19 protein-coding genes are annotated in these 24,765 nt (G+C 55.7%); 12 read left to right on the forward strand and 7 right to left on the reverse strand.

What is annotated here, in order from left to right; translation table 11 throughout:
* The first annotated feature begins 147 nt into the window (after positions 1 to 147).
* Both OSO_RS0134920 and OSO_RS0134925 read left to right on the forward strand, forming a co-directional pair.
* On the forward strand, positions 148 to 459 hold the full coding sequence (locus OSO_RS0134920) for a hypothetical protein (RefSeq protein WP_010587467.1): 312 nt from the start codon (positions 148 to 150) through the stop codon (positions 457 to 459).
* Between the two features lie 44 nt (positions 460 to 503).
* A complete protein-coding gene (locus OSO_RS0134925; RefSeq protein WP_010587468.1) occupies positions 504 to 2,246 on the forward strand; it encodes a peptidoglycan D,D-transpeptidase FtsI family protein in 1,743 nt (580 codons plus the stop codon).
* 176 nt (positions 2,247 to 2,422) lie between these two features.
* On the opposite strand, the gene OSO_RS0134930 is transcribed toward OSO_RS0134925, so the two are convergent.
* From OSO_RS0134930 to OSO_RS0134960, 4 genes are all read right to left on the reverse strand, one after another.
* Positions 2,423 to 3,529 (reverse strand): DUF444 family protein, encoded by a 1,107-nt coding sequence (locus tag OSO_RS0134930; protein WP_010587469.1) that lies wholly within the window; start codon positions 3,527 to 3,529, stop codon positions 2,423 to 2,425.
* A 133-nt stretch (positions 3,530 to 3,662) separates the two neighbouring features.
* Positions 3,663 to 5,711 carry a PrkA family serine protein kinase gene (locus OSO_RS0134935; protein ID WP_010587470.1) on the reverse strand — a complete coding sequence of 683 codons (2,049 nt, stop codon included), beginning with the start codon at positions 5,709 to 5,711 and terminating at the stop codon, positions 3,663 to 3,665.
* 635 nt (positions 5,712 to 6,346) lie between these two features.
* The gene (locus OSO_RS0134955) at positions 6,347 to 7,099 is read right to left on the reverse strand and encodes a 2-phosphosulfolactate phosphatase (RefSeq protein ID WP_010587473.1); all 753 of its coding nucleotides are present in this window, start codon (positions 7,097 to 7,099) and stop codon (positions 6,347 to 6,349) included.
* A 10-nt stretch (positions 7,100 to 7,109) separates the two neighbouring features.
* On the reverse strand, positions 7,110 to 8,909 hold the full coding sequence (locus OSO_RS0134960; protein WP_010587474.1) for an RDD family protein: 1,800 nt from the start codon (positions 8,907 to 8,909) through the stop codon (positions 7,110 to 7,112).
* Between the two features lie 128 nt (positions 8,910 to 9,037).
* On the opposite strand from OSO_RS0134960, the gene OSO_RS0134965 reads away from it, so the two are divergent.
* The 4 genes from OSO_RS0134965 (at position 9,038) to OSO_RS0134980 (ending at position 14,120) form a co-directional block, all read left to right on the forward strand.
* Positions 9,038 to 9,835: a hypothetical protein gene (locus OSO_RS0134965; RefSeq protein ID WP_010587475.1), complete on the forward strand. Its 798-nt coding sequence runs from the start codon at positions 9,038 to 9,040 to the stop codon at positions 9,833 to 9,835.
* 165 nt (positions 9,836 to 10,000) lie between these two features.
* On the forward strand, positions 10,001 to 11,521 hold the full coding sequence (locus tag OSO_RS0134970; protein ID WP_010587476.1) for a neutral/alkaline non-lysosomal ceramidase N-terminal domain-containing protein: 1,521 nt from the start codon (positions 10,001 to 10,003) through the stop codon (positions 11,519 to 11,521).
* A 181-nt stretch (positions 11,522 to 11,702) separates the two neighbouring features.
* On the forward strand, positions 11,703 to 13,454 hold the full coding sequence (locus OSO_RS0134975; RefSeq protein ID WP_010587477.1) for a DEAD/DEAH box helicase: 1,752 nt from the start codon (positions 11,703 to 11,705) through the stop codon (positions 13,452 to 13,454).
* A 195-nt stretch (positions 13,455 to 13,649) separates the two neighbouring features.
* Positions 13,650 to 14,120 carry a response regulator transcription factor gene (locus OSO_RS0134980; RefSeq protein WP_010587478.1) on the forward strand — a complete coding sequence of 157 codons (471 nt, stop codon included), beginning with the start codon at positions 13,650 to 13,652 and terminating at the stop codon, positions 14,118 to 14,120.
* A gap of 86 nt (positions 14,121 to 14,206) precedes the next feature.
* Here the strand turns inward: OSO_RS0134980 and OSO_RS0134985 are convergent, their stop codons facing one another.
* Positions 14,207 to 14,473, reverse strand: coding sequence for a hypothetical protein (locus tag OSO_RS0134985; RefSeq protein ID WP_010587479.1), 267 nt, complete (start codon positions 14,471 to 14,473; stop codon positions 14,207 to 14,209).
* A 112-nt stretch (positions 14,474 to 14,585) separates the two neighbouring features.
* Here OSO_RS0134985 and bshB1 point away from each other — a divergent pair, with 112 nt between their 5' ends.
* Positions 14,586 to 15,308 carry a bacillithiol biosynthesis deacetylase BshB1 gene (gene bshB1 / locus OSO_RS0134990; RefSeq protein ID WP_010587480.1) on the forward strand — a complete coding sequence of 241 codons (723 nt, stop codon included), beginning with the start codon at positions 14,586 to 14,588 and terminating at the stop codon, positions 15,306 to 15,308.
* Positions 15,309 to 15,388: 80 nt separating this feature from the next.
* Here the strand turns inward: bshB1 and OSO_RS0134995 are convergent, their stop codons facing one another.
* Positions 15,389 to 16,384 (reverse strand): alpha/beta hydrolase, encoded by a 996-nt coding sequence (locus OSO_RS0134995; protein ID WP_157605890.1) that lies wholly within the window; start codon positions 16,382 to 16,384, stop codon positions 15,389 to 15,391.
* A 145-nt stretch (positions 16,385 to 16,529) separates the two neighbouring features.
* On the reverse strand, positions 16,530 to 17,120 hold the full coding sequence (locus OSO_RS0135000; protein WP_010587482.1) for an anthranilate synthase component II: 591 nt from the start codon (positions 17,118 to 17,120) through the stop codon (positions 16,530 to 16,532).
* Positions 17,121 to 17,441: 321 nt separating this feature from the next.
* Here OSO_RS0135000 and OSO_RS0135010 point away from each other — a divergent pair, with 321 nt between their 5' ends.
* The 5 genes from OSO_RS0135010 (at position 17,442) to OSO_RS49005 (ending at position 24,746) form a co-directional block, all read left to right on the forward strand.
* Complete coding sequence (locus OSO_RS0135010) at positions 17,442 to 18,401, forward strand: sugar phosphate isomerase/epimerase family protein (RefSeq protein ID WP_010587484.1); 960 nt, start codon at positions 17,442 to 17,444, stop codon at positions 18,399 to 18,401.
* Positions 18,402 to 18,536: 135 nt separating this feature from the next.
* The gene (locus OSO_RS0135015) at positions 18,537 to 18,860 is read left to right on the forward strand and encodes a Rieske (2Fe-2S) protein (protein WP_010587485.1); all 324 of its coding nucleotides are present in this window, start codon (positions 18,537 to 18,539) and stop codon (positions 18,858 to 18,860) included.
* A 110-nt stretch (positions 18,861 to 18,970) separates the two neighbouring features.
* Positions 18,971 to 19,939: a transaldolase gene (gene tal, locus OSO_RS0135020; RefSeq protein WP_010587486.1), complete on the forward strand. Its 969-nt coding sequence runs from the start codon at positions 18,971 to 18,973 to the stop codon at positions 19,937 to 19,939.
* A gap of 222 nt (positions 19,940 to 20,161) precedes the next feature.
* Positions 20,162 to 20,551 (forward strand): BlaI/MecI/CopY family transcriptional regulator, encoded by a 390-nt coding sequence (locus tag OSO_RS0135025; RefSeq protein ID WP_010587487.1) that lies wholly within the window; start codon positions 20,162 to 20,164, stop codon positions 20,549 to 20,551.
* Between the two features lie 40 nt (positions 20,552 to 20,591).
* Positions 20,592 to 24,746 (forward strand): M56 family metallopeptidase, encoded by a 4,155-nt coding sequence (locus tag OSO_RS49005; protein WP_010587488.1) that lies wholly within the window; start codon positions 20,592 to 20,594, stop codon positions 24,744 to 24,746.
* Positions 24,747 to 24,765 lie beyond the last annotated feature (19 nt).

The following is a 24,765-nucleotide window of genomic DNA, read 5'->3' on the forward strand; positions in this document are numbered from 1 at the left end:
CTGCGGCAAGACGATTGAGGGTCACGCGATCTGGTGAAGGTTTGCGTTCTCCGTAAGACACGCGCGAGATTTTGCCATCCTTGTAATTGTGACGACAGGTGACCCGGACGCCATAGGGTGTCCGGGTCATTTGCATGAGTTGGTTCGATGTTCTTCCGCTTTGGCGCCGCATTATCGTTGGTCGTGCTGGTTGCTCTGGGCGGTACGATGCTGGAAAAGCAGAATCTCGAGTTAAAACGAGCCATCTGCCAGCAGCAGTACCGACTGGACGAACTGCGCGATTCGCTCGTTCGACTGCGTCTTGATGCGCAGCGAATCGGAACCCCCGCGCGATTGCTTGGACCATTAGAACGTGGCGAGCTCTCGATGCAGCGATCGACGAAAACCGAGCGAACGGACGAACGTCGCACACCGCTTCTGAACTGGAGCTCGACAACTCCCGATATCGAACGACGATGAGCCATCGAGGGTGACGGTCGGCTTAGTGAAGGCGTGAATCGGCTATGTCCGAGGCATCGACAACCTCCGTGCAGGTACCGCAATGGCGGCCTCGTTTGGTTGTGACGATTCTGGGGATTGGCTGGCTGGTTCTGGCGGGGCGGCTCGTGCAGCTGCAGTGGGTCCAACAAGGACAGTTCGCAGACAAGGCCGAGCAGCAGCGTGAGCTGGTCGAAGAAATTCCCGCTCGACCTGGCGACATCGTTGATCGGCAAGGGCGACTGCTCGCCACGACGCTCTCGGCCCGCAGTTTGTATCTGGTGCCATCACGAATTAAAGCACCAGCCGAGATCGCGGAATCCCTAGCCAGTGTGCTGCAGATTTCCCGGGAAAGTCTACTGGAACGACTTTGTCAGAACGCGCATCGTCACTTTCTGTGGATCAAACGCCGACTGACTGACGAGGAAGTCAGCCAGGTTCGGCGGTTGAACCTTCCCAAATCCACCTGGGGTTTTCGGGACGAATATCGCCGAGAATATCCTCAGGGTGTCGTCGCCGCGCATGTGTTGGGGCTGCGTGATATCGACGGAGTGGGTCGGGGTGGGATTGAAGAGAACTTCGATCGAGAACTGCGGGGGCAGCCGGGACAGCGACGTGTCGCCCGGGACTCGCGTGGACATGTGATTGAGATTTTGGATGAGGAGCTTCGGCCAGCTCATCCTGGCCGCGAAGTTCGGCTGTCGCTGGACGTCGTCGTGCAGCTCTACGCCGAACGCGAACTCGACAGCGTGATGCAGGAGTGGAAACCCGAGAGCTGTTGTGCGGTGGTGATCGATCCCGCCAAGGGAGAGATTTTGGCGATGGCCACGCGGCCGACATTCGATCCCAATGAGCCTCAGGATGCGTCGCCTGATTCCTGGAAGAATCGCGTGATTGCCGACATCTATGAGCCCGGCTCGACGTTCAAACCGATGATCGTCAGCTATGGCCTTGATCGCGGATTTCTCGAGAAGGACGATACCTACAATTGCGAGAACGGCCAGTATCGTATGGGGCGACGTCTGCTGCACGACCATCATCGCTATGGTTTGCTCAGCCTTACCGATGTTCTGGTCAAGTCGAGCAACATCGGGATGGCCAAGATCGGCGAACGAATGGAAAACCCGGCCTTACACGAGGCGGCGACGATCTTTGGGTTTGGCCACAAGACGGGAATCGAGTTGCCAGGCGAACTGCCGGGGATTCTGCGTCCGTTGAAAGATTGGACCAGTTATTCCACAGGCTCGATTCCGATGGGGCACGAACTGGCCACGACACCGTTGCAACTGATCACGGCGCATGCTGCACTGGCCAACGGCGGCCAACTCATTCGGCCACGCATTGTGTTGCCCGATCCCAACGAATCGGACGTCACGATGCGTGGCATGACCGAATCCATCGTATCCAGCGAAACGGCACAATGGATCGTCGCACATCCCATGCAGGAGGTGGTTACACGGGGCACCGGCAAGAAAGCCAAGATTCCTGGTTACCATGTGTTTGGGAAGACCGGTACCGCGCAGTGTATCTCGCCCGAAGGGGGATATGTGCACGGCAAGTACATCAGCTCGTTCGTCTGTGGGGCTCCTGTCGAATCGCCACGGCTGTTGACGCTGGTTGTTGTCAATCAATCGTCGGTGGGTGGCGAGACGTTTGGAGGTCGCGTGGCTGCACCCGCCGCTGCGAATATTTTGCGGCAGGCGCTGACGTACTTACGCGTCGCGCCCGATGAGCAACTTTTAAGAACTGCGAAGAATCCGAAGAATTAGGCTTTGATAGGTACCTGAAGCGAGAAGTCTTCGTTGCTAAGGTGCCGCATTGGGAATGCATCGTATACATCAGAAAGGTGCATGACGGGCAGAGGTCGTGTTCCTGTTTGACAGAAAATCAAATGGTAACGAGGCTAAAACGAGGCCAAAAACCATGGACTGCCCGCGGAGCCTTGTCACTTTCCCTTGCCGAGGAACGTCCGGATCGATTCGTAGATGCCGTCCTTGTCTTTGATGTGTGACAGGATCAGGTTTTCGAAGTTGCTTGCGACTTTCTTCAGTTCGCGAATGTAGTCGCCTGATCCGTAGGGGCTTTCGACCTGGCCGTAACAGACCAGATTGCACACCGGCAGAAAATGTTCTTGAAGCATTTTCAGGCAGCTCGTGTTGTCTTCGCCCCAATTGTCGCCGTCAGAGAACTGAAACAGGTAGATGTTCCAATCGGCAGGTGGAAAATCCCGTTCGATGATTTTTTGCGTTTCCGTATAGGCCGACGAGATTCGGGTTCCGCCGCTTTCACGCACGCGATAGAAGGTGTCTTCGTCCACTTCATGGGCGACCGCATCGTGTACGACATAGCGTCGTTGCAGTCCGTCGTATTGGCTTTTCAGCCAGGTATCGATCCAGAATGCTTCCGTGCGGACGATCTCTTTCTGATCGTCCGTCATCGAACCGGATACGTCCATGATGTAGATCACGGCCGCGTTGGCTTGTGGCAGGGGAATATCAGTCCACGAACGGAACCGTTCGTCTTCTCGTGTCGGCACAACGGTCGGTCGGAGCGGATTGTATTCATTCGACGAGATTAAACGACGCAGAGCGCGTTTGTAGGTTCGTTTGAAATGCCGTAGCGAATCGGGGCCAGTCTGGCGAATGCTATTGTACTTGGTTTTGATGGCACGAATTGTGTCCTGGCCTTTCGGCTGGATCGCGGGCAACTGGAGTTCATCACCCAGCATCTGTGCCAGTTCTTCGATCGTCAGTTCCGCTTCACGGATATGTTGGCCAGGCGTATCGCCAGGCATCCCCTGACCATCGGCCTCATCTTCGCCCTTGCCGATGGCTTCCCCTGGTTCACCTTCTCCCTGACCGACTCCGCCCGAACCTTTTTGTCCGTGACGAAAATGAGGGATTTCGATGTTTGGAACGGGGATGCTGACGGTTTCCCGGCCTTTACGTCCCAGGATTTCACCGTGCGTAATGTACTTCTTCAGACCCTGCCGGACCTTTCCCCGGACGATCTCTTTGAATCGTTGATTGTCTCGATCGATCGAACGGGTCATGTCGAGCCCTTATGGAATCAGGCGTCGGGGATGGTCTGATCAGTTGTGAAATCCAGACGAGAATCACGCGTCGCAGTCCGCCGAGTTCAAGGCGGCACTGCGACGCGTGCCTGGACGATAAGTCGCCGTGGTCCTATTCGCGTTTTGCGTCTCCTCGGGCGAAGATACTCGCCACATATTGAAGGACATCGGTTGCGGACTCATCGTTATAGCCAAAGTTCTTGATCAGTCGGCTCTTCACGACATCGATCTTTTCCTGCGTGTCTTTGTCGACCACGTTCGAGACCAGGCTCGTCAGCTTAATCGTGTCTTTCTGGTCCTCGAACAGCTTCATTTCCAGGGCCTTATGCAGCCGTTCGTTGGTCTTGTAGTCGAACTTCTTTCCATCAAGCGACAGGGCTCCGATGTAGTTCATGATCTCGCGGCGGAAATCGTCTTTCCGCGTTTCAGGGATATCGATTCGTTCTTCGATCGACCGCATCAAGCGTTCGTCGGGTTGTTCGTCCTGACCGGTGAACTTGTTCCGAACCTTCTCGCGCTGTGTATAGGCTTTCACGTTGTCGATGTAGTTCGAGCACAATCGCATCAGGGCTTCTTCATCGGCGGCGATCGCACGCTGCACTTCGTTCTTGACGACGTCGGTGTATTCGTCTTTGACGACAGAAATCAACCGGCGATACCCTTCGCGCGTTTCTTCGTTCGGAATCAGCGAATGGTGTTTGAGGCCATTCTCCAGTTCATTCAGAACCATGAACGGATTGATGCAAGTCGCTTCGGTGTTGTTGACCAGGGCATTGGAAATCTTGTCCTGGACGTATCGTGGCGAAATCCCCTGCAGACCTTCGTGCTTGGCCTCTTTGCGAAGCTGTTCGATGTTTTCGGTCGTGAAGCCTGGAAGCGTCTTGCCGTTATAAAGCTTCATCTTCTGCAGCACGGTCAGGCCGTGATGCTTCGGTTCTTCCAATCGCGTCAGGACGGCCCAGGTGGCAGCCACTTCCAGCGTATGTGGCGCGATATGTTTGCCACGCACGCGCCGATCATTGTAATCCTTTTCGTAAATGTTCAGTTCATGGCCGAGCTTGGTCACGTATGGAATATCGATCTTCACGGTACGGTCGCGTAACGCTTCCATGAATTCGTTGGATTGTAGTTTGCGGAATTCTGGTTCGTTCGTGTGGCCGATGATGACGGTATCGATGTCCGTCTGTGCGAACTTTTTGGGCTTGATCTTATGTTCCTGCGAGGCACCCAGCAGGTCGTACAGGAACGCCACGTCCAGCTTCAGCACTTCGATGAATTCGATCATCCCGCGATTTGCGACGTTGAATTCGCCATCGAAATTGAAGGCGCGAGGATCGGATTCGGAACCATACTCGGCAATTTTCCGGTAGTTGATATCGCCCGTCAGTTCTGTGCTGTCCTGGTTCTTTTCGTCCTTCGGCTGGAACGTACCAATTCCGATGCGGTCCTGTTCAGACAGGAAGAACCGTTTGACGACAACATTTTGTAGGACCTTGGTCCAGTCGCCCTCGGCCTTTTCGAGACGTTCCTTGAAGACGAAACGGCTGAGTGGGCAGACGTCGCCGGTGATCTCGACCGTATACTGCTTGTTGCGGTCACGGCCTTCATTCAGCGAAGCACAGACCTCGTCGCGATAGGCATAAGGAATCAATTGCAGCGGTTCGCTGTTCATCGGATCCCAGGTGACTGAACCGTCGCCTTCCTGCCATCCGAAGGTGTAGACGGCACCTTCTTGTTTGCGACTGTATCGCTGCAGACCTTTCTTCAAGAGTCGTGCGATGGTGCTCTTGGAACTTCCCACCGGTCCGTGCAGCAGCAGGACACGTTTTTCGCTGCCGTATTTCAGTGCGGCCGAGCGGAACACGTTGACCAGTTGAGTCAGGGGTTCGGTCAGCCCGAAGATGGCATCTTCCCCGCCCGAGTCAGGGTCATCGAAAAAGCGATATCGGACCTGACCATCGCGTCGACCTTCGTCGACGGGATACGTCCCGTACGTCATGATCATGTCGTAGATGCGCTGATGCGCCGTACGGGTGACCTCGGGATTTTTCCTCACGAGATCGAGATACTCATCGAACGAACCTTGCCAATGTTCATGTCGGTACGCTTCAGCATCCTGGCGCGCCGCAATTTTTTGCAGTAAGCTATGTCCCGTACTCATGTGACCGATCCTTGTGACAAATGTCGATCATGACGTCCGCCGGCAAAGGGCTCGGCTGGTGACTCACGTTCGCGACCGGATGGTCGTCTGTCGCACAGTCCGCGGGAAATGGTTTCAGATTCCCGTGTCGTGCGATCGTTCAGATGACCGCCCCGTCCTGGCAATTCAGAAGTGGAAAAGAACAGCAGATCCATGCCGTGGCAGGCATCGTTTGCGACCAGGCGCTCGAACTGAGAACCCAGTCGTGCGAGTCAAGCAATCCACAATCGTGTGTTACCAACCATCAAGCAATCGGCGGACCGCCTCGAATTTGGTCGTCCAGTCACGTCACCAAGGCGGACAGAAAAAGTTCTTCGGAACGCAGGTTGATAGACAATTGGAATTATCACAGGGAAGTCAGTTCAGGCAAGACCAATGTTGCCCAGACAATGGGCAATTGTGGAGTTCCTCTTCGGATTTGTGAACAAGATCGTTCCTTGCGTCTGATTCACTGCAATCCGACAAACCTGAATACGCCGACTTCAGGTTGATCGTTTGCGATGGATTCGATCTCCTGCGGACACGATCCATTTGGATGGGTTCGGCGAAAATTCTTTGCCCAGATGAAGTTCGTGACGGGTCACAAGTTCTGTCGATCATGGGGCGCTGGCAGCCAAATCGTGTGCCGTGAATGCATGATTCTTGAGCACGGGGACGCACTGGCTGATGTCGAGCATTGATGCCAGGTCGACGTCGGCAGTGAATCCGCCTTCAATCAGTTCGCGACCCGAAGCACAGTCGCGCAGTCGGACCGCCAATCGGTTCGAAGCCTGTTCAAATGCGTCCGCTGCTGTGAGTGCTTCCGGACTCTTACGTCCCGGTAAGTGGGAAATGACGGCCCCCGCACCGATCTGATCTTCCCACGCCGGACGAAGTGATCCGTCAGGCCAGCGCTCGCCACACGCGATCACAGCGACGGGGCCCGGATGCTGGGAAACGAACTTTGCGACGGCGGTTGCATTTCTGAGGCACGCTGTAGTGACCGTCCCGAACTTCGACGCAGCCTGCGACAGCGTCGATCCATTGGGTGACGGCAGCACCAAACGCATTCCTGGCGAGAGCTTCATCAGTGAGACAGGCGAGAGCGTAAAACTGTCGGGGGCTTCGCGGTGACGTTTGGCGACGATGGCACTGCGTGACTGAGCGTACGCTTCAAGTTCTTCCTCATGAGCGCCGTACACTCCATACGGCAGGACAAATGCCTCCCGTGACGTCGCCACTTCGACACAGGTGGAAAACGACAGCACGTCGACGATGACAATCGTGCGAACATCGGGACCCAGCGCAGCAACCCCACGCGCGCCCCATTCAAAGCGAACATCGAACGCCGATTGATCGAAGAACATCATTTCGGAGCTTTCATTCAGGCGGTCTCTGTTTCCGAGTGGATGCATCGATCACGATGGTGTCGGCGACGAGATCGCCCAGGCGCTGTCGGAGTGGTGTCAGGGCGATGCTCAGAATGCCAGGTGTCCAGCAGAGCAGGCTACAGGAGTCGACGTAGAAAATGATTTCTCGAGTCAGGCTGCGAGCGATGCCGCAGGGGCGAAGTGTTGAACGCACCGTTTTGATTCCGCACCACCGCTTACCTGGTGTGCGGCCCGTTATGCCCTGGATGAGAAGAAAAACGAAGACGGAGAATGCGATCCAGATCGCCGTTAGCTCAACAGCGCGTCTGACGATCGGAATCGACGGATGAGCGACTCTTAAGTTGATCGCTTCCAGGAAGGCGGGCCAGTCCAGGCCCCATGTGAGAATTCCGCCGAGGATCAGGGCGCTCGTTGCAATCAACCCAATATCAATCATTCGAGCCAGACCGCGTCGGGCGAGCGATGCCAGCTGGACGGTCTCTTGCCCGAAGGCATATTCCGGAGCCGCATAGCGCCACATCAGCAACCAGACGCCGATGGCGCACAGGATGCTACTGCCGACGAAAATGCTGAACAGGATTGAAAGCTCGGTCTGGGTCTTGAGCGACGGATGAGGCAATTTCGATTGCAGTGGATGAATCCCGCTCGCATCCACGAAATAGACGAACGCTTCACCCAAGGGAGTCGCAACGACGATATACGAGCTTTGTCCATCGGAGCGCGTGGCCGTGCAAAAGTCGCGCACGGCGAAGGGGAATGACAGTGTCTCCCAAGGTGACCAGTCTGTTCCATCAAACCGATGAATCGTACCCGTCGACTCTTTCGGTTGAGCTTCTTCAATAATCAAGACGGCGGGTTGCCCTTCAATTAGCAGTGCACCTTTCGCCAGTTGTCGGCTGGAATGCATCGTAATCTCTGAGACGATCGCCGGGCGATCGCACACGAGCGACCATTTGACCAGTTGGGCGTCGTCGCCAGCGGAGACTCCAACTTCATTTGATCCGACACTCCGCGGCCACGTCACCCTGAGCGGACCCGGGCGTTGGTCGGGCGACGATGCATTGGGATTGAATTCGATTCCCTGACGATAGAGCACGTATCCATTCATGCTGAGAAAGACGTGGGACTGGTCGCCGCAGCGGATGAGTTTGAAGTCGGGAAGATCGCCACGAAAATGAACAATGGTGTCACCGTACGACCATTCGCAACTCAAATCCGGAAGATCGATGGGCTTCGTCGGAATCCAATCGTGTCTTTCGTGACGCGGTGTAAACACGGCAAGCCTTTTTATGTCCGGACTGACATAGGCTGGTTCCCCGTCGATCAAAAACCTCGTTCCCTGATCCACGTGATTCTTGAACATGGGGATGTCCGATTTCTGAGCGATACCGTCAATCAGCTCGTAAGACTGTGCATTCGGGTCGCGGGGTAAGATCCACAGACGGTCTTCAAACGATGCGACGACATATTCGCATGTTGCTGGGACATCAAGTTGCCGGGCCGTCGTCCCCGATTCCGGATCGAATGTTCGGAGAGTCAAAGTTCGTGTTTTGTGATCGATGAGTTTGTTGTCCAAAAGGACAAATCGGTTTTGTGAGAAGGCGGCCTGAATCAACTCGCTCTTATGCGAGATGGGAATGCGACTGAATCCCGGGATCGAATGAACGGGCAGACTGCGTGATCTGAAATATTCGATCGCGGCTGAGTAGATGAATGCAGTTTGCGGAACGGAAGAAATCGCCGCAATCAGGAACAAACCGATCAAATACAGGCGTTTGTGACAGGACATGTTCTCGTCAAATCTTGTCTGGGGCGATCAAAGTTTGGGCGTCGGCCGTCTTCGATAGAGACGGAATGGCTTTGAGAGTATGGCAGTTTTCTATAGGATGCCGCAATTGCACGAAACACGATTCTGCCATGCGAACAGGTGGTGGCCGGGGTGATTTGACGACACGTGATGTTTTCACCATCGATCATGAATCGTCGTATTTGCTCTGCATCAAATGGAACGATCAGGTGCTTCATTCGAAAGTGATCCCCGTGCGACAAAAGATTCAACTTGCCGCGTTGACTTTCGCCTTATTGGCCACCTGGAATGTGCATGCGTGGATCATTCCTTCAGATCGCGGGGAATGGCCGGTGAGTTGGCCCAAAGAACTGGAAGAGTTGAGGCCGATTGCAAAGTCACTCGATTGCGCGACGGGCCTGCAAGAGTGCATCTATACGATTCCGTTCGATTCGAAAGAAGACTTTGAAAAGTACTGGCCGAGTTTGATGATGGTTCGCACGCCCGGCTCGACACTCACACTCTCCAAAGTCGATGAGATCGAACCTGGATGGGGCAAACTCTTGACCAATGCCAAACCGTGCGTGCGGATTCGCGGTCCTGTCGCTTCCGTGTTGGCACGATATGAAAAATCGTTCGGCAGCGATTTGTCGTCCAATGATCCGGAAGCTGAGTCGATCAGAGAGCTGGTTGGCCCTCACGGCGAACTGCCCGAGTATGTGACTCAGATCCTCGTTAATCGTGCGACACCTGTGTGGCGTGATTCAGGCAAGGCTCCTGAAAACGTCGTGGGCTTCAAGCATCGATTGCGAGTCGACATTGAACTTGTCGTTGACGGGGACGTGATCGACCTGAACCGGATCCCACTTCCTCAGGACTCGCGAATCATTGATCGGCGCTTTCCCGCTGTCCAGGTTCCCAAACGCTGAACCGGACTCATTTCTCTACGAACGGAAACTTCGTGCGACACGCCACGATGATCGCCTGCGGAAACCCGTCATCGAACCGTTTGTCGATCACGTGCCGAAATGATTAGGCTATCGTGACCATCGTGGTGGCCTTGAATGCTGTTTCTTCCGAGCTGGGAAATCTGAATGCGACTGCTGCCTCTCCGAGATGTTCTTTGCGTTCTGGTGTTGAGCACTTGTTTCGGTGCGGCGAAGTTACACGCCGACGACTTGCGAGTTGGCGTGGCGACGGCAGATATTACGCCCGGATCGTCGTACCCGATGAGCGGTTACTACAGCGAGCGGTTGTCGACGGGCACGAAGGATCCGCTGCAAGTCAAAGCAATGGTCTTTCGGCAGGGGGATCAGTCGGCTGCGTTCGTGATCTGCGATCTGATCGCGATTGCCTCAGATCTGTCTCATGTCGTTCGTCAGCGCGTGGAGAAGCGTGTTGGGATCCCGGCCGATCATTTGATTCTTTCCGGGACGCACACTCATACGGGGCCTGACTACGGACGGGAACTGTTCTGCGTCATGACGGATCGGCCGTTGCCTGCCGCGAAAGAGCGGCCACCTTATGTTCCTCATCTGATTGATGCGATCGTGTCATCCGTCGTTCAGGCGTACGAGTCGGCCAAACCAGTGAAGCTCGCGGCGGGAACCACGCTGCAACAGACACCGGTGGCATTCCATCGTCGCTATCTGATGAAGAACGGCGATCTGCGAACTTGGATCGGGCTCAAAGATCCCAACGTGCTGCGAACAGCGGGACCTATCGATCCTGAAGTTGGCATGTTGCTGCTGCGTGATCCGGCCGGGGGCAAACCGCTGGCGATGCTCAGTTCGCATGCCCTGCATCTGGATACGGTCGGCGGGACCTTGTGGAGCGCAGACTATCCGTTCTTTATCGAGCGGACGCTGCAGGGGGCGCTGGGAGGGCAGTTCGTTTCGCTGTTTGGAAACGGTTGCTGCGGGAATATCAATCACATTAACCCGAATTCCACTGAACGGCCCGCCACCGATTTCATCGGCACGTCGTTGGGCAACACGATTGCCGCCGCGGTTCCTCAATTAACTGAACTTTCAGCACCACAACTGCAGGTCCGGCGCGAAGTGGTGCGATTGCCTCTTCAGAAATCGACGCCCGAACAACTCGAGAAGTCCAAGAAGTTGCTCCGCGAGATCCAGGGAGGCAAGCAGGCTGACTTCTATGAACATGTCGACGCGTACAAACGGGTTGTGCTCGAACAGCTGCGAAGCAATCCCAACGTCGAAGAAACGATGTCGCTGATCGGTTGGGGCTTGTCATCCACGAAGGCGGGCTCAGGTGAAAGCCTGCCGGTTGATGTTCAGGTGATCACGTTGGGGCGCGATGTGGCGATCGTGGCACTACCAGGTGAAGTCTTTGTCGAATTCGGGCTGTCGATCAAGAATGCGTCGCCCTTTAAAACGACTCTGGTCGTGGAGCTGTCGAACAATGTCGAGACGATTTATTTGCCAACGCGAAACTCGTACGTCCCGACTCGCGATTCGTTTACGGGTGGTGGATATGAAGTCGTGAACTCAACAACGGCCCCCGGTGCCGGGGAATTGCTGGTCGAGGCGGCGGTTCGATTGCTCGTCGATTGCGCGCACCAATTCAAGGAAGAGCCCGCGAAGGCCAAATAAAATTTCGGTTACCATAGCGGCCGTTGATGCGAGATTTTGGTTGGCAAAACGCAGTATCTTGTGTGCGTCACGGATCTTGCGACCGTCATAACCAGTCGTGAAGGGGCTTCGCGGTTGACTGTTGTGAGCCTGTTGGTGGCGCATGCTGGGATCAGAGAGCCCAACCCGTTAAACTCTAGGAATGACACAGAAACTCTTTTCCGAATTGGGCTTGTCGCCCGAACTGCTTAAAGCCATCGAACGCATGGGGTTCGAGCAGGCGTCTCCGATCCAGGCCGAAGCGATCCCGCGGCTGCTCGAAGGCCACGATGTGATCGGGCAATCGCAGACCGGGTCTGGCAAGACCGCGGCGTTTGGGATTCCCGCCGTTGAATTGGCAGATCCAACGAATCGCGCCGTGCAGATCCTGATGATGTGCCCGACGCGTGAACTGGCATCCCAGGTTGCTGAGGAAATTGCCAAACTGGCGGCGTTCAAGAAAGGCGTGCGTGAGCTGCCGATCTTTGGCGGTCAGAGCTATGACCATCAGTTCCGTGGCCTGAAGGCCGGTCCACAGATCGTCATCGGGACTCCCGGGCGGTTGATCGACCATATCAAGCAGGGCACGCTGAAGCTCAACGAAGTTAAGATGGTCGTGCTCGACGAAGCCGACCGAATGCTGGACATGGGTTTTCGCGAGGATATCGAGACGATTCTCGAATCGATTCCGACCGAACGTCAGATCGTGCTGTTTTCGGCCACGGTTCCGCCGCCGATCCGCAAGATCATTGAACGGTTTACACGCGATCCGGTCACGGTGCGAATTGAAGCGACTGCGCTGAACGTTCCCGCAATCGAGCAGTTCTACGTCGAAGTCGACTATCGATCGAAAACCGAAGTTCTGTGCCGCCTGCTCGATTTGCATGACGTGCGTTATGGACTTGTTTTCGGGTTCACGAAGATTCAGGTCGACCAATTGACGGAAGCGCTGATCGCCCGTGGCTACAGCGCCGACAAGCTGCACGGCGACATGACCCAGCCGATGCGCGAGCGGACGATGAAGCGGTTCCGCGATCGCAAGATTGAACTGCTGGTTGCGACCGACGTGGCGGCACGTGGGCTCGACGTCGACGATCTGGAAATCGTGTTCAACTACGAATTGCCGCACGATGCCGAGGACTACGTCCATCGTATCGGCCGCACGGGGCGAGCGGGAAAAAGCGGTAAGGCGATCAGCCTGGTCAGCGGCCGTGAATTTGGCCGCTTGCAACAGATCATTCGGTTCACCAAGTCGAAGATCCCGCGGATGTCGGTGCCTCGACTGGAAGAGCTGGAAGAGAAGCACGCGAACCGACTGGTCGAGTCGCTGCACAACACGATTCAAGCGGGTGACTTCAAACCGCAGGATAAGCTATTGGAAGATCTGATCGAAGCAGGGCACGCACCCGGCGAGATCGTTTCCGCCCTGATGCACCTGCTGGCGGAAGAGAAGCTGCGAGCGCCCGAACGGATTGCCGAAGATGATCCGCGTCCACAGCGTCGTCCGCCGCGCGATCCTTCATTCGGGGATCGTCCGCCGCGTGGACCGGGTGAAGACGGTCCGCCGCAGATGACACGTCCACGCGAATCGGCGGGACGGGGCCCGCGAATCGACGAGTCTGGTGTCTGGATCAAGTTCAATGTGGGTGACAACGCGGGCGTCTCGCCAGGCGATTTCGTCGGTTGCATCGCCAACGAAGCCAACGTACCGAGGACCGTCATCGGCGGCATTCAGATTCTGGCGACAGTGAGCTTTGTGCAGGTGGCTGAAGAGTTTGCCGAGCAAATTTTGGAAGCGGTCCAAGGCGTCCGCCTGCGTGGTCGACGTGTTCAGGCCGCCCCTGGGGCGCCGCCACGACGTGATTTCCGACCGAGCAACGAAGGGCGACCTCAGCGGCGTGGGCCACGTTCCTGATTCCTCTCAGCGAGCAATTCCCCATGAACAGGGTGAATGGCTCGCGCGTGTTTGCGGTACCTGTCGCAGTCGAAAGTCGTGGTGAGTTCTGTTTGGTTGATTGCGAACGTGACATCCGCTTGTCACTGATGCGCGCGCGACTTACGATTGTGAGTTACTGACTGCTGGACTTCCCGCCTCGCCGAGGACGATTCGATGCCCAACCCGCCCACTGACAAAACAATCCTGATTATCGATGACGATCGCGAGATCGCGTCGATGCTGCACGGTGTCCTGACTGGGAACGGTTACAAGGTCTATCTGGCCCCCAACGGCATCGAAGGCAAGGGCCAGATCGAGAACTTGAAGCCGGATCTCGTCATCACCGACATGATGATGCCCCGGATGGGCGGGTTTCCCGTATTGGAGTTCCTGAAAACATTGGAAGCTCCTCCTGCGGTGATCATGATCACTGCCAACGAAGGCGGTCGACATAAGGCTTATGCCGAGATGCTAGGCGTCGCTGACTACCTGCGGAAGCCATTCCCGATGGAAGTGCTGCTCGAGTCTGTCCGCCGGATTTTCGCGGCGAAGCAGGAAGACGCCGACAAAGACAAGCCCGCCCCGATCAAGCGAGCCGCACGCAAGAAGGCGGCGAAGCCGGAGCTGGATGGCGAAGAAGAGTGAACTTGATCGAGTCACGTGCGGAATGGTCCGCACGGGTTCGGACAGCGATGCCGACGTCGCGTTCAGGTCTCTGCGGACAATGATGCTTACTGGTAGCCCAGATTTCGCTCGATATCCTGGGCTTCCTTCGACATCAGCATCTTCTTCAGCGGGTCGCGTTCATCTTCCAGTTTCCGATTTCCGCGACCAATCTTTCCGACCTGTGCCCATTTGTCTTCTTCCTCTTCCGGTTCAAATCCGTCTTGCTTGGAGAAATAGGGGATCCCATTCCTGATTCCCACAGAGGCGCACCCGGGCAGGCAGCAGCCAAGCAGGGCGATGGAGCAGAATAGGGCACGGTAAGGGCGCAGCATGACAGGGCTCCACGATCGAGCGGAGTAATTTTGCAGAGTATTTTTTGGGTGTTGGGAGAGAAGCGGCGGAGCTTATCTCAGAATCGCCCGAATCTGTCGAGGTGAGTTCCCCATGCCCGCTTTCGCACAACCGCTTGATCTGCTGGCAATTGCTCCACATCCCGATGACGCTGAAATCAGCGTCGGTGGAACATTACTGACGTGTCATCGCCAGGGCCTTCGTGTGGGGGTGCTCGATCTGACCAACGGTGAACCGACGCCACACGGTTCGCCCGAAATTCGCGCCACAGAAACCGCGGCCGCCACGAAGATCCTGCAATTGGATTGGCGTCAGAATCTGGGGCTGCCCAATCGGACGCTGGAACACACGCTCGAAGCGCGTCGCAAGCTGGCGACCGTCTTTCGCCAGACACGCCCGCGGATCATCCTGGCTCCGTATTGGGAAGACAGCCATCCTGACCATGTCGCGGCAACCAGTTTGATCGAGGCGGCGCGATTCTGGTCCAAGCTGACAAGGACGGATATGGACGGTGAACCGTTTCACCCGCCGCGAATCTTCTACTACTTCAGCATCCATCTGCGGATTCATCCTCAGCCGTCATTCGTCTTCGACATCAGCGACGCAATCGACGAGAAGATGGCGTCGGTCCATTGTTATGCCAGCCAATTTCTGACCGGCCGAGTCCAGGAATTTCCGACGGCCTTGGACGACATTCGCGACCGGGCCCGATATTGGGGCTGGTCCATCAACAGCAAGTACGGCGAGCCGTTTGCTAGCCGCGAATCGGTACGAATGAGCTCGTTCGCCTCGACTTTTGACTTCACGCCCCGCTAGCCGCGGGTCTGGTTTGTCGGCAATTCAAACAGGATTGCTGGAAGCTGTCCCAGGGGGGCAGCCGTCGCTTAATCAGTCTCCTACTGATCAGGCTCTTGATTGGTGCTTGTCAGACGCTCGTCAAAGAAGCGATCCAGTCCTTCGATCATTAGCGAGGTATCCTGGCCGCCGTACACGTCATTGTGATCGGTGTTGGGAAGTGTCAGCATTTTTTTTGTGACTCCACTGTTCGACATTGGGGGAGCCGCGGCGAACAGGCGTTGTCCGTTGACGAAGGGGACAATGGAATCGCGTGATCCATGGATCGACAGGACGGGGCAGGTCACCTGCGTGATTCGCGTCGCCGACGGAAAACGATCGATCAGTAGCCACGACACGGGTAGATAGGGGAAATGAAACTGAGCGGCGGCCACCAGGGAATCGAATGTTGACTGGACGATCAGGCCTGCCGGGATCATTCCGCCCTGACAAAGTTCGCTGGCCAAGCGCGTTGCGACACCTCCTCCGAGCGATTCGCCGTAGATCACAATTCTGCCGGGAGACACGCCGAGTTTCTCTGTCAGATGGTCCCACACCGTTCGGGCATCGCGAGCGAGCGCCGCTTCCGTCGGATGTCCAGCGTTGTCGCCATATCCTCGATAGTCGACGAGTAGCGCGTGGACATCCAATGACTGCAGCCGCATGAGTTGGGACATGCGATAACCGCGATGCCCGGCGTTGCCAGGGAAGTACAAGACGACGAGTCGGTCGTTGGTGATCGCCTGCCCAAGGTTATTGGAGTCGACTCTCTTTGACGATTTTGCCAGAACCAGCCAGCCGTACAAGTCCAGCCCGTCGTGCGTCGGAACGGTCACATCGAATCCGCATCGGTCCAGTCCAAAGTCGCTTACGGTCATACGCGACGTGATCTCGGGGTGATAAATCAATCGACGCTGGAAATAGGCGAGCAAAGCCAAGGCACCGACGATGGTGACAAGCAGAATGACGAACATGCGGCGAACCTGGTGGATCAGCGGACGTGAGGGATGTGGATTCGTGGTAGGACTGGACACGGTCGTACGATTGTTGCCAGACATCAGGTGTCCTACGTCCCGCGTGTGCGAAATGATGCCGACATGATACTTCTGGAAATTCAAACCGGAATTGTCAATTTGATGAACTCGCGACAAGCAGGCGAGTGGACGATGCTTGTGAAGCTGTCAGGGCAGAGTGGCCCTTCCACTACAGTCCGGCGATTTTCAAAAAATTCTTGAGCAGCTCGATCCCGCCTTCTGTCAAAAAACTTTCTGGATGAAATTGGACTCCGTGAATCGGATACTCGCGGTGACGCAGGCCCATGATCTCGCGGGCGTGGCCCGGGAAGTCGGCCCACGCGGTGACTTCCAGTTCGGGGCTAAGCGTTGCTTCAGGGACGTACAAGCTGTGATAGCGTGTCGCGGTGAACGGGTTCGGCAGGCCGGCAAAGACTCCGGTTCCCGTGTGATGGATGGGGGATGTCTTGCCGTGCATCAGACGCTCGGCGCGGACCACGGGTGAGTGGAACACTTCGGCCATCGATTGGTGGCCGAGGCAAACGCCCAGCGTTGGGATCTTCGGTCCCAACTGCCGGATCAACTCCATCGAAATGCCCGCTTCATGCGGCGTGCATGGGCCGGGCGAAACTACGATTCCTTGTGGTTGCAGCGCTGCGATCTCGTCGATCGTGATCTGATCGTTGCGTGCGACGCGAACTTCCAGCTTCGAATCGATTTCGCCGAAACGTTGGACCAGGTTGTAAGTAAACGAATCGTAGTTATCGAGAATGAATAGCATTTGATTTCGAGGTTTGCGGTACGGTTCGCGCGAGGAAAATGTGTGAATTCATCTGACGTTCGCTGTCGAGCATGTCAGAATCGAGTTTCGGTTTCGGCGTACGAAACCGGCAGCTCTTTGATTCTCGCCAGTTTCCACCGCAGATCGGGGGAAGTAAACTGAGTTTGTCAATTTTATTCGTGTTGCGGGCGGTCGTGGGCGAGCGGATGGTTCGAACGGAATCCGATCGCTGCCGCCAATCCGCGAATTGGTAGGGATGGTGAATCCCACGAACGGCCTGTTTGACGCCTCAATTTCAGAGACCCAACGAAAGTATCCGTAATGTCGATGTCGGTTTCTCGTCGAACATTTTTTGCAGCAACAGCGGCCACAGTGGCCGCGAATTCGCTCGTCGTGCCAAAGGTTGCTCCTGCGGCAGAAAACCATGTGCAGCCATTCCGATACTGCCTCAATACCAGCACCATTCGCGAATGTTCATACCAGGGAAAAAAGATCGACATTGTCAGCGGTATCGAAGTCACCTCCAAAGCGGGTTACACGGGGATCGAACCGTGGATTGGTGAATTGGACACGTATGTCAAAGGGGGAGGTTCGCTGTCGGATTTGCGTAAGCGGATTTCTGATGCCGGACTGACCGTCGAAAGTGCGATTGGGTTCGCCGCTTTTTTGCATGAGGATGAAAATGAGCGGAAGAAGGGGTTGGAAGAAGCCAAACGCTGTATGGGGCTGGTGAGAGAAATCGGCGGGACTCGAATCGCGGCGCCTCCAGTGGGCGTGACCGACAAGACAGGGCTTGATCCCTTCAAGCTGGCGGAACGCTATCGGGCCTTGTGCGAAGTCGGCCAGGCGGAAGGTGTGCTGCCGCAGCTCGAACTGTGGGGATTCGCCAAGACGCTGCACCGGATGGGCGAAGTGGCTTTCATCGGGGTTGAGGCGGCTCATCCCGCCGCCTGTTGCCTGCTCGACATCTACCACATTTATAAAGGTGGCTCAGACTTCGAAGGGCTGGGGATGTTTGCTTCGTCTCGAATGCACAACTTTCACGTCAACGATTATCCAGGAGACCCGCCGCGCGACACGATCAACGATTCACAACGCGTCTATCCCGGTGACGGCGTCGCACCTTTGGGGCAGATTTTCCGCACGCTGCGTGACAACGGCTATCGCGGAGTGCTCTCACTCGAACTCTTCAATCGCACATACTGGCAACAGGACGCGTTCCAAGTGGCCAAGACCGGTCTCGAAAAAACTCAGGCGGCGGTTGCCAAGGCTCTTGGATAACCGTCTTGGTATTTCTCTGTGTCTCCCCCACCACCAGTGTGGTCCCGAAGTACGCGTCGCGTCCATGTGGGTCCAGCGGGAGTTGGGGAGACACAGAGGCACGGAGACACAGAGGGTCGGATCAATACGAATGGGATGGTGGTTGTGACGAAACGGTTTCGGGTAGCGAGTGTTGGTGATGTGCCGGTGGGGGAAGGGCGCGAGTTCGTGGTGGGTGGGCGAATTGTGGCTCTTTTCAATGTTGAAGGTGCGTTCCATGCGATGGATGGGATCTGCCCTCACGCGGGCGGACCGCTTGCGAAGGGAGCCCTATCCCAGAATGTTGTGACCTGTCCCTGGCACGGATGGCAGTTCGATGTGACCACGGGCCGCCATTGTTTGAATGCTCAGCTACAGCATCCTCGATTTCCAGTGACCATCGAAGGTCGTGAACTCTGGATCGAATTGCCGTCGGAATAAGATTTGCGTTCGATTGTCCAAGACCTGGAATTCTCAGTCGCGACGTATGGTACCTCGATAACATTGAAGAAGTCGTCGCAATTTCACAATCAGGCTACGGGAGGCCTTTCATGGCGAGTTCAAATTCACAGCTCGATCAATTGAAGACAATGACGGTGGTCGTGGCAGATACGGGCGACTTCGAATCGATGAAGGCCTATCAGCCGCGCGACGCCACCACGAATCCGTCATTGATTCTGGCCGCGGCGTCGAAGCCCGAATACGCGCATCTCGTCGATAAGGCGGTTACCGATCGCAAACAGTCGGGCCTGACCGGACCCAAACAGATCGAAGACATCATTGATCACGTGCTGGTGAATTTCGGTCTGGAAATTCTGAAGATCGTGCCTGGTCGTGTTTCCACCGAAACGGACGCTCGTCTGTCATTCGATACCGAAGGAACGATCGCGAAAGCGAAGCAACTGATTGGACTGTACGAAGCGAATGGGATTTCCCGTGACCGCGTCCTCATTAAGATCGCCTCGACCTGGGAGGGTATTCGCGCCGCCGAGAAGCTGGAAAAAGAAGGTATTCACTGCAATCTGACTCTGTTGTTCTCGTTCCCGCAGGCGGTCGCTTGTGCCGAGGCTCGAGTGACACTGATCTCGCCGTTCGTCGGTCGAATTCTCGACTGGTACAAAGCGGCCAACAAACGTGACTATGCACCCACGGAAGATCCCGGCGTGCAGTCGGTCACGCAAATTTTCCAGTACTACAAGAAGTTCGGCTACAAAACTGAAATCATGGGCGCCAGCTTCCGAAATAAGGGGGAAATCACCGAATTGGCGGGCTGCGATTTGCTGACGATCAGTCCGGCACTGCTGGGTGAACTCGCCGCATCCACCGACCCGCTTCCCAAGAAGCTCGACGCAAACGCCGCATCGTCTGCAGACCTGAAAAAAGTTTCGTTCGACGAGAAGGGATTCCGCCTCGAACTGAACGAAGACGCCATGGCCACCGAAAAAACGGCAGAAGGCATCCGCAAGTTCGCCGCCGACATCGTCAAACTCGAGAAAATGATTTCCCCCCGCGTTCTTTAGTCCGCGTCGGGGGATGAGTTGCGAATCGGGAGGCCGCCCGCGCGTTGTGGATTTTTAGCTCGAGTGGGCTTCCTTTGTGCCGTGTTTGAGGCACGGCGACGCGTTCAATTGGAGGGCGGGATTTTCTCGTCCCCCTTTTTTTATTGACGAACTACGAACTTTTTCGTACGATCTGGAACTACGAATGACTTCGTATGACTGTTCTGATGAGAGACGTTGCTGATGTCACCCAAGCCACAAGAGTCGCCGACCGAATCTGAACTTGAGATTTTGCGTGTCCTTTGGGCGAACGGGCCCTCGACCGTCCGTGATGTGCACACGGTGCTGAGCAAGTCTCGAACGGTGGGCTACACCGGCATCTTGAAGCTGATGCAGATCATGGCGGACAAGGGGTTGGTGACACGCGATGAATCCGAGCGGTCTCACGTCTATTCCACTTCAATTCGCGAAGAACAGACACAACGCAGACTGGTGAAGGATCTGCTGACGTCAGCCTTTCATGGCTCGGCCGACAAATTGGTCATGCAGGCCTTGGCTGCCAAGAAAGTGACACCAGAAGAACTGTCTGAGATTCGGCGCATGCTCGACGAACTTGAGCAACGTTCCAAATAAACGCTCGATCACATCGCGCGGCAAAACCAGGGGGATTGTCATGGCCATGATTCCACTCGATCTGATCGTCCGTTGGTTGTCGTGGATCTTGTTGCACTTCGTCTGGCAGGGTGCTGCGATTGGAGGGCTGCTCTGGATTGCGTTGAAGGTCGTGGATCAGCGGGCGTCGAGGACTCGGTATGGGTTGGCCTGCGGGGTGCTGTTGGTCATGACCGCTTTGCCGCTGGTCACGGGATTTGTGCTGAGCGGTGACGTTCGTCCCGTGCTGAAATTGTCGAATCCGACAATGACATCAGAACGGAGTTTCCCCCTTGAGGTGCCACGTTCACCCGCCCAAGTCGCCATCCTCAATGCCGATGACGTCGTCGATCGACCGCGTCAGGCGCAAAGGGCCGAAACCCTCACCTGGCGGAAATTTTTTGACACGGCGATCCAACGTTGGTCTGGAATGTTGGTTGCGGTTTGGCTGAGTGGTGTCACGTTATTCGGGACGCGAATGATTTTGTCGCTCTACGCCGTGCGAAGATTGCGACGATCGGGCGTCGTCGTTACGGATTCACTGCTCACCAGCACGATCAGGTCGCTGACCGAGCGCCTGAAGGTCCGGGCCGGTGTGCAGTTCATGCAGACGGCGTTGGTGCGCGTCCCGCTGGTGCTAGGGTGGTTACGCCCTGTGATTTTGATTCCCGTCTCACTGACTTCGGGTCTGACCATCGAGCAGATTGAAGCGGTGCTGGCGCACGAACTGGCACACATCAAGCGTCATGACTATCTGGTCAACGTGCTGCAAAGTCTGGTCGAGACGCTGCTGTTCTATCATCCGTCGGTCTGGTGGGTCAGCCGCATGATCCGTGATGAACGTGAGCACTGTTGTGATGCGATCGCGCTTCAGGCGATTGGCGACCGACACGTCTATGCCAAAGCGCTCTTCGAACTGGCGCGCCAGGCGACTCAGCCGATGTCGTTGGCCGTCGCTGTTGACGGAGGCCGTCTGGCAGATCGGATTCGTCGCATCATGGGTTTACCTGCGGCGAAATCGGTCGTGGCAGGCCCCGTGGCGATCGTGCTGGCGGGATTGTTGCTGATGTTTTTCGTGACGGCATCCTCACTTTTCCGTTCTGCCAAGGCGACCGCTGAAGATCAGCAGGCGAAGCTGCCTGAGGCGGAGAAAAAATCGGACGATGAAAAAGAGGGGACGGCCCCTGCGATTGAGAATGTCCGAACGGTTGTGTTCGTCGTCGCCAAGCATCAGCTCTTCCACGAAGGGCAGATCGTCACCTGGGACGAGATCGAGACGATTGTCGACGACGAATGTGCGATCCATGGGAAGATTCGGCCTGCATTTCTGCATACCAATGGCGGTTTTCAGCGGATAGCTAAATTTCCCGTCAATCAACTCTGTAAGCGGTTGTCCGATTCAAAAAAGCTCAACGGATCGGTTGGGGGCACGATCTCACCGCGCGCCTCTGCACGCTACGACCGCATCGAAACGCCTGCGGATTTTGTAATGGATGAGTCGGCGCGATGGACGGGCAAGGTTGTTGACTCGGATGATAAACCACTCGCCGATGCGGAGATCGTCCTGTTGCCCACAGAATGGCCAGGAGGATTGAGCCTGTCCCTTCGTAACGCGCGTTTACGCGATCCACACGACGAGCACGTCGTCAACTCCGATGGCTTGGGGCGATTTGAAGTGGTTGTCGAGCCCGACGAGAAACTCATTGTCGGGATTCATCCGCATGGATTCGTGATGACGAGTCTGGAAAAATTTGAGCGAGAGAGGCTGCTGCGATTGCAGCCTTGGTCTTGTATCCATGGCAGCGTTTATTTGAAAGATGACGTGACGCAATCCGTCAATTTTTCGGCAAATCGACTGAATGTCCTCTTCAACGTCGCTGAAACTCCACTCGCGAAAGACGGAACGTTCGATCAGAAATTTCTTCCACCGGGCTCGATTACGGTGCAACGAGGCATCGTCACTGATGCGATGTTTCGCTATTTGTTTCCAGTCGCTTCGCCAACACTAAAACCCGGTGAATCCGCGGAAGTGAATGTTGGTCCAATTCCTGACAATCAGAAAAAGGAAACGCTGGAAGAATTTGAGAGAAAGCGTCGCGCCGAAGAAACGCAGACGAAGCCGATGTCTGAGTTGAAATCAGGGGACAACACTCAGGCCGTTCCCGCGGCTGATCCATTGCCCCGCGTCACGTTCACGGTGGCTCGGAATGTTCTGGTTCATCGCCGACAATTCGTGACTTGGGGCCAGGCAGAACAGATTCTGAATGACGCATGCAAACAACACGGAACAATTCAGCCAGTCTTTCTGCTGACCCGTTTCTGTTCTGATCCATCAACGAAACTTGCAGAGATTTACGCGCGCCTCTCTCAAAAGAGCAGAATTGAGCCGTTTGCGGTGAGACATGCGTCATTGCGAATCTCAAACCGCTACGACCAGCTTCCACAAATCCCCGTCGTTTACGCTGATACTCTGCGGGCCAAGGGGCAAGTCGTTGATCCAGACGGGGCGCCCCAAGACAACGCGGAAGTCCTGCTTTTGAGGAGTACCATGACGCTGTTTCCTGGAGATGTGAGCGATCGTCAAGGCGTCGATCTTTGCGACGGTCGCTTAGAGAATCCGGACGATGAATATGTCGTTGTCAGTGACGCGGCGGGACGGTTCGAGATCGTCGCACAGATGGGCGAACAGATTCTCGTCGGGATCCATCCACGCGGGTTTGCAATTGCGACGATTGACGAATTCAAGACGGATCACATCTTGCGACTCAAGCCCTGGTCTCGAGTTCGTTGGCGATTCCCTCAGAACGCACCACCGCAGCATTCAATTTGGATTGCCAGCAGTCCGAACATCGGGGAGCCCTCTTCGAAGATCGAGCCACCCACGTTCAATGTCTGGTCGAAGCGTTCCAATCCCGATGGAACATTCGATGAAAAATTCGTTGTGCCTGGGCCGGTGACGATACGACGCGTGAATCACGATTCGAGAACTGTTTCGTCGCATCTGGTCTCGAAGCAGAATCTCGTGTCCGGCGAAACGACGGAATTTGACGGTGAGCCGTTCGCACGTCAGGTCGAAATGGCGATGGTCCGCGTTGACCCGCACTCATTTTTGTCATCACAAATCCATTGGCCATCGAGAAAATCCAAGAATCCAACAGGAGCGAATCATGTCGCTTTCATTCTCGCGCAGCATGTCCAACTTTATGATGATCAAGTTGTAACATGGGACGAGATCGAAGAGATTCTGAACAAAGAATCTGACGCACATGGAGTCGTAACTCCCGTATTCGTCAATACGCTCGGGTCCGCAGCCCGACAGAAGGAAATCAACACCAAACGGTCTCAACTTTATCGTCGGCTCTTTGAGAAAGATCGAGTTGATGGAGTGCGAAGCCGAGTCGCTTCAACGCGTGCCAGTGCCCGCTATGACCGCTTGCGAATTGCGGGTGACTTGGTGCCTCTGGGAAGCCAGATGCGAACGGGACGAATCGTGGATGTCAAAGGTGAATCGGTTGCCGGTGCAGACGTTCTATTACTCCCGACGGCAAATCAGAATGTTGCGATTCATTTGTGGAATGGACAGTTGCGAGATCCCCACGATGAACATCGTGTCGTGGCCGATGCACGGGGATTGTTTTCGATTCGGTCTGAAGTGGAGGAAGAATATCTTGCTGCGATTCATGAGACCGGTTTTTGTTTGATGCCGCTTTCCTCATTCACAAATGATCAGAGCGTGAAACTTGAGCCATGGTCGCGGCTGCACGGAACTATCGCGAAAGACGAAGACGACAAACAGTCCATTCACTTCGTCACTCAACCTGTCGCGAATATCGAGTTTCACACTTGGGATACGGAAATTTTGCCTGACCGATTTTTCGATCAGCGATTCGTTCCGCCTGGCGCCATTGCGGTGCAGCGATCGGTTGAGACGCAACGAGGGGTGACGAGTTACTTCACGACGCAAAAGTTGACAATGCTGTCGGGGCAGTCGGAGTCGATCCGTTTGGGCCCGATCCCGCCTGAACAGTCACCGGGGTTTCGACTTCGTCGCCTTGATGTTGATCAGCGCATCCGTCCGGTGATTCCCAAGGAACGCAGTTCCATCTTCAAGAAACGCACTTCTTCGGACAATGCCGCCCCAGAGTTGAACGGCTTTGAGAAGTTCGAGGCACCGTAAGACAGATCTGTTTTACGCA

This window comes from Schlesneria paludicola DSM 18645 (assembly GCF_000255655.1).
Classification (GTDB): domain Bacteria; phylum Planctomycetota; class Planctomycetia; order Planctomycetales; family Planctomycetaceae; genus Schlesneria; species Schlesneria paludicola.

Excerpts from the sequence above, each read along its gene's own strand:
- OSO_RS0134920 (WP_010587467.1), top strand. The coding sequence starts at position 148 with ATGTTCTTCCGCTTTGGCGCCGCATTATCGTTGGTCGTGCTGGTTGCT.
- OSO_RS0134925 (WP_010587468.1), top strand. The coding sequence starts at position 504 with ATGTCCGAGGCATCGACAACCTCCGTGCAGGTACCGCAATGGCGGCCT.
- OSO_RS0134930 (WP_010587469.1), bottom strand. The coding sequence starts at position 3,529 with ATGACCCGTTCGATCGATCGAGACAATCAACGATTCAAAGAGATCGTC.
- OSO_RS0134935 (WP_010587470.1), bottom strand. The coding sequence starts at position 5,711 with ATGAGTACGGGACATAGCTTACTGCAAAAAATTGCGGCGCGCCAGGAT.
- OSO_RS0134955 (WP_010587473.1), bottom strand. The coding sequence starts at position 7,099 with ATGATGTTCTTCGATCAATCGGCGTTCGATGTTCGCTTTGAATGGGGC.
- OSO_RS0134960 (WP_010587474.1), bottom strand. The coding sequence starts at position 8,909 with ATGTCCTGTCACAAACGCCTGTATTTGATCGGTTTGTTCCTGATTGCG.
- OSO_RS0134965 (WP_010587475.1), top strand. The coding sequence starts at position 9,038 with ATGCGAACAGGTGGTGGCCGGGGTGATTTGACGACACGTGATGTTTTC.
- OSO_RS0134970 (WP_010587476.1), top strand. The coding sequence starts at position 10,001 with ATGCGACTGCTGCCTCTCCGAGATGTTCTTTGCGTTCTGGTGTTGAGC.
- OSO_RS0134975 (WP_010587477.1), top strand. The coding sequence starts at position 11,703 with ATGACACAGAAACTCTTTTCCGAATTGGGCTTGTCGCCCGAACTGCTT.
- OSO_RS0134980 (WP_010587478.1), top strand. The coding sequence starts at position 13,650 with ATGCCCAACCCGCCCACTGACAAAACAATCCTGATTATCGATGACGAT.
- OSO_RS0134985 (WP_010587479.1), bottom strand. The coding sequence starts at position 14,473 with ATGCTGCGCCCTTACCGTGCCCTATTCTGCTCCATCGCCCTGCTTGGC.
- bshB1 (WP_010587480.1), top strand. The coding sequence starts at position 14,586 with ATGCCCGCTTTCGCACAACCGCTTGATCTGCTGGCAATTGCTCCACAT.
- OSO_RS0134995 (WP_157605890.1), bottom strand. The coding sequence starts at position 16,384 with ATGTCTGGCAACAATCGTACGACCGTGTCCAGTCCTACCACGAATCCA.
- OSO_RS0135000 (WP_010587482.1), bottom strand. The coding sequence starts at position 17,120 with ATGCTATTCATTCTCGATAACTACGATTCGTTTACTTACAACCTGGTC.
- OSO_RS0135010 (WP_010587484.1), top strand. The coding sequence starts at position 17,442 with ATGTCGATGTCGGTTTCTCGTCGAACATTTTTTGCAGCAACAGCGGCC.
- OSO_RS0135015 (WP_010587485.1), top strand. The coding sequence starts at position 18,537 with ATGGTGGTTGTGACGAAACGGTTTCGGGTAGCGAGTGTTGGTGATGTG.
- tal (WP_010587486.1), top strand. The coding sequence starts at position 18,971 with ATGGCGAGTTCAAATTCACAGCTCGATCAATTGAAGACAATGACGGTG.
- OSO_RS0135025 (WP_010587487.1), top strand. The coding sequence starts at position 20,162 with ATGTCACCCAAGCCACAAGAGTCGCCGACCGAATCTGAACTTGAGATT.
- OSO_RS49005 (WP_010587488.1), top strand. The coding sequence starts at position 20,592 with ATGGCCATGATTCCACTCGATCTGATCGTCCGTTGGTTGTCGTGGATC.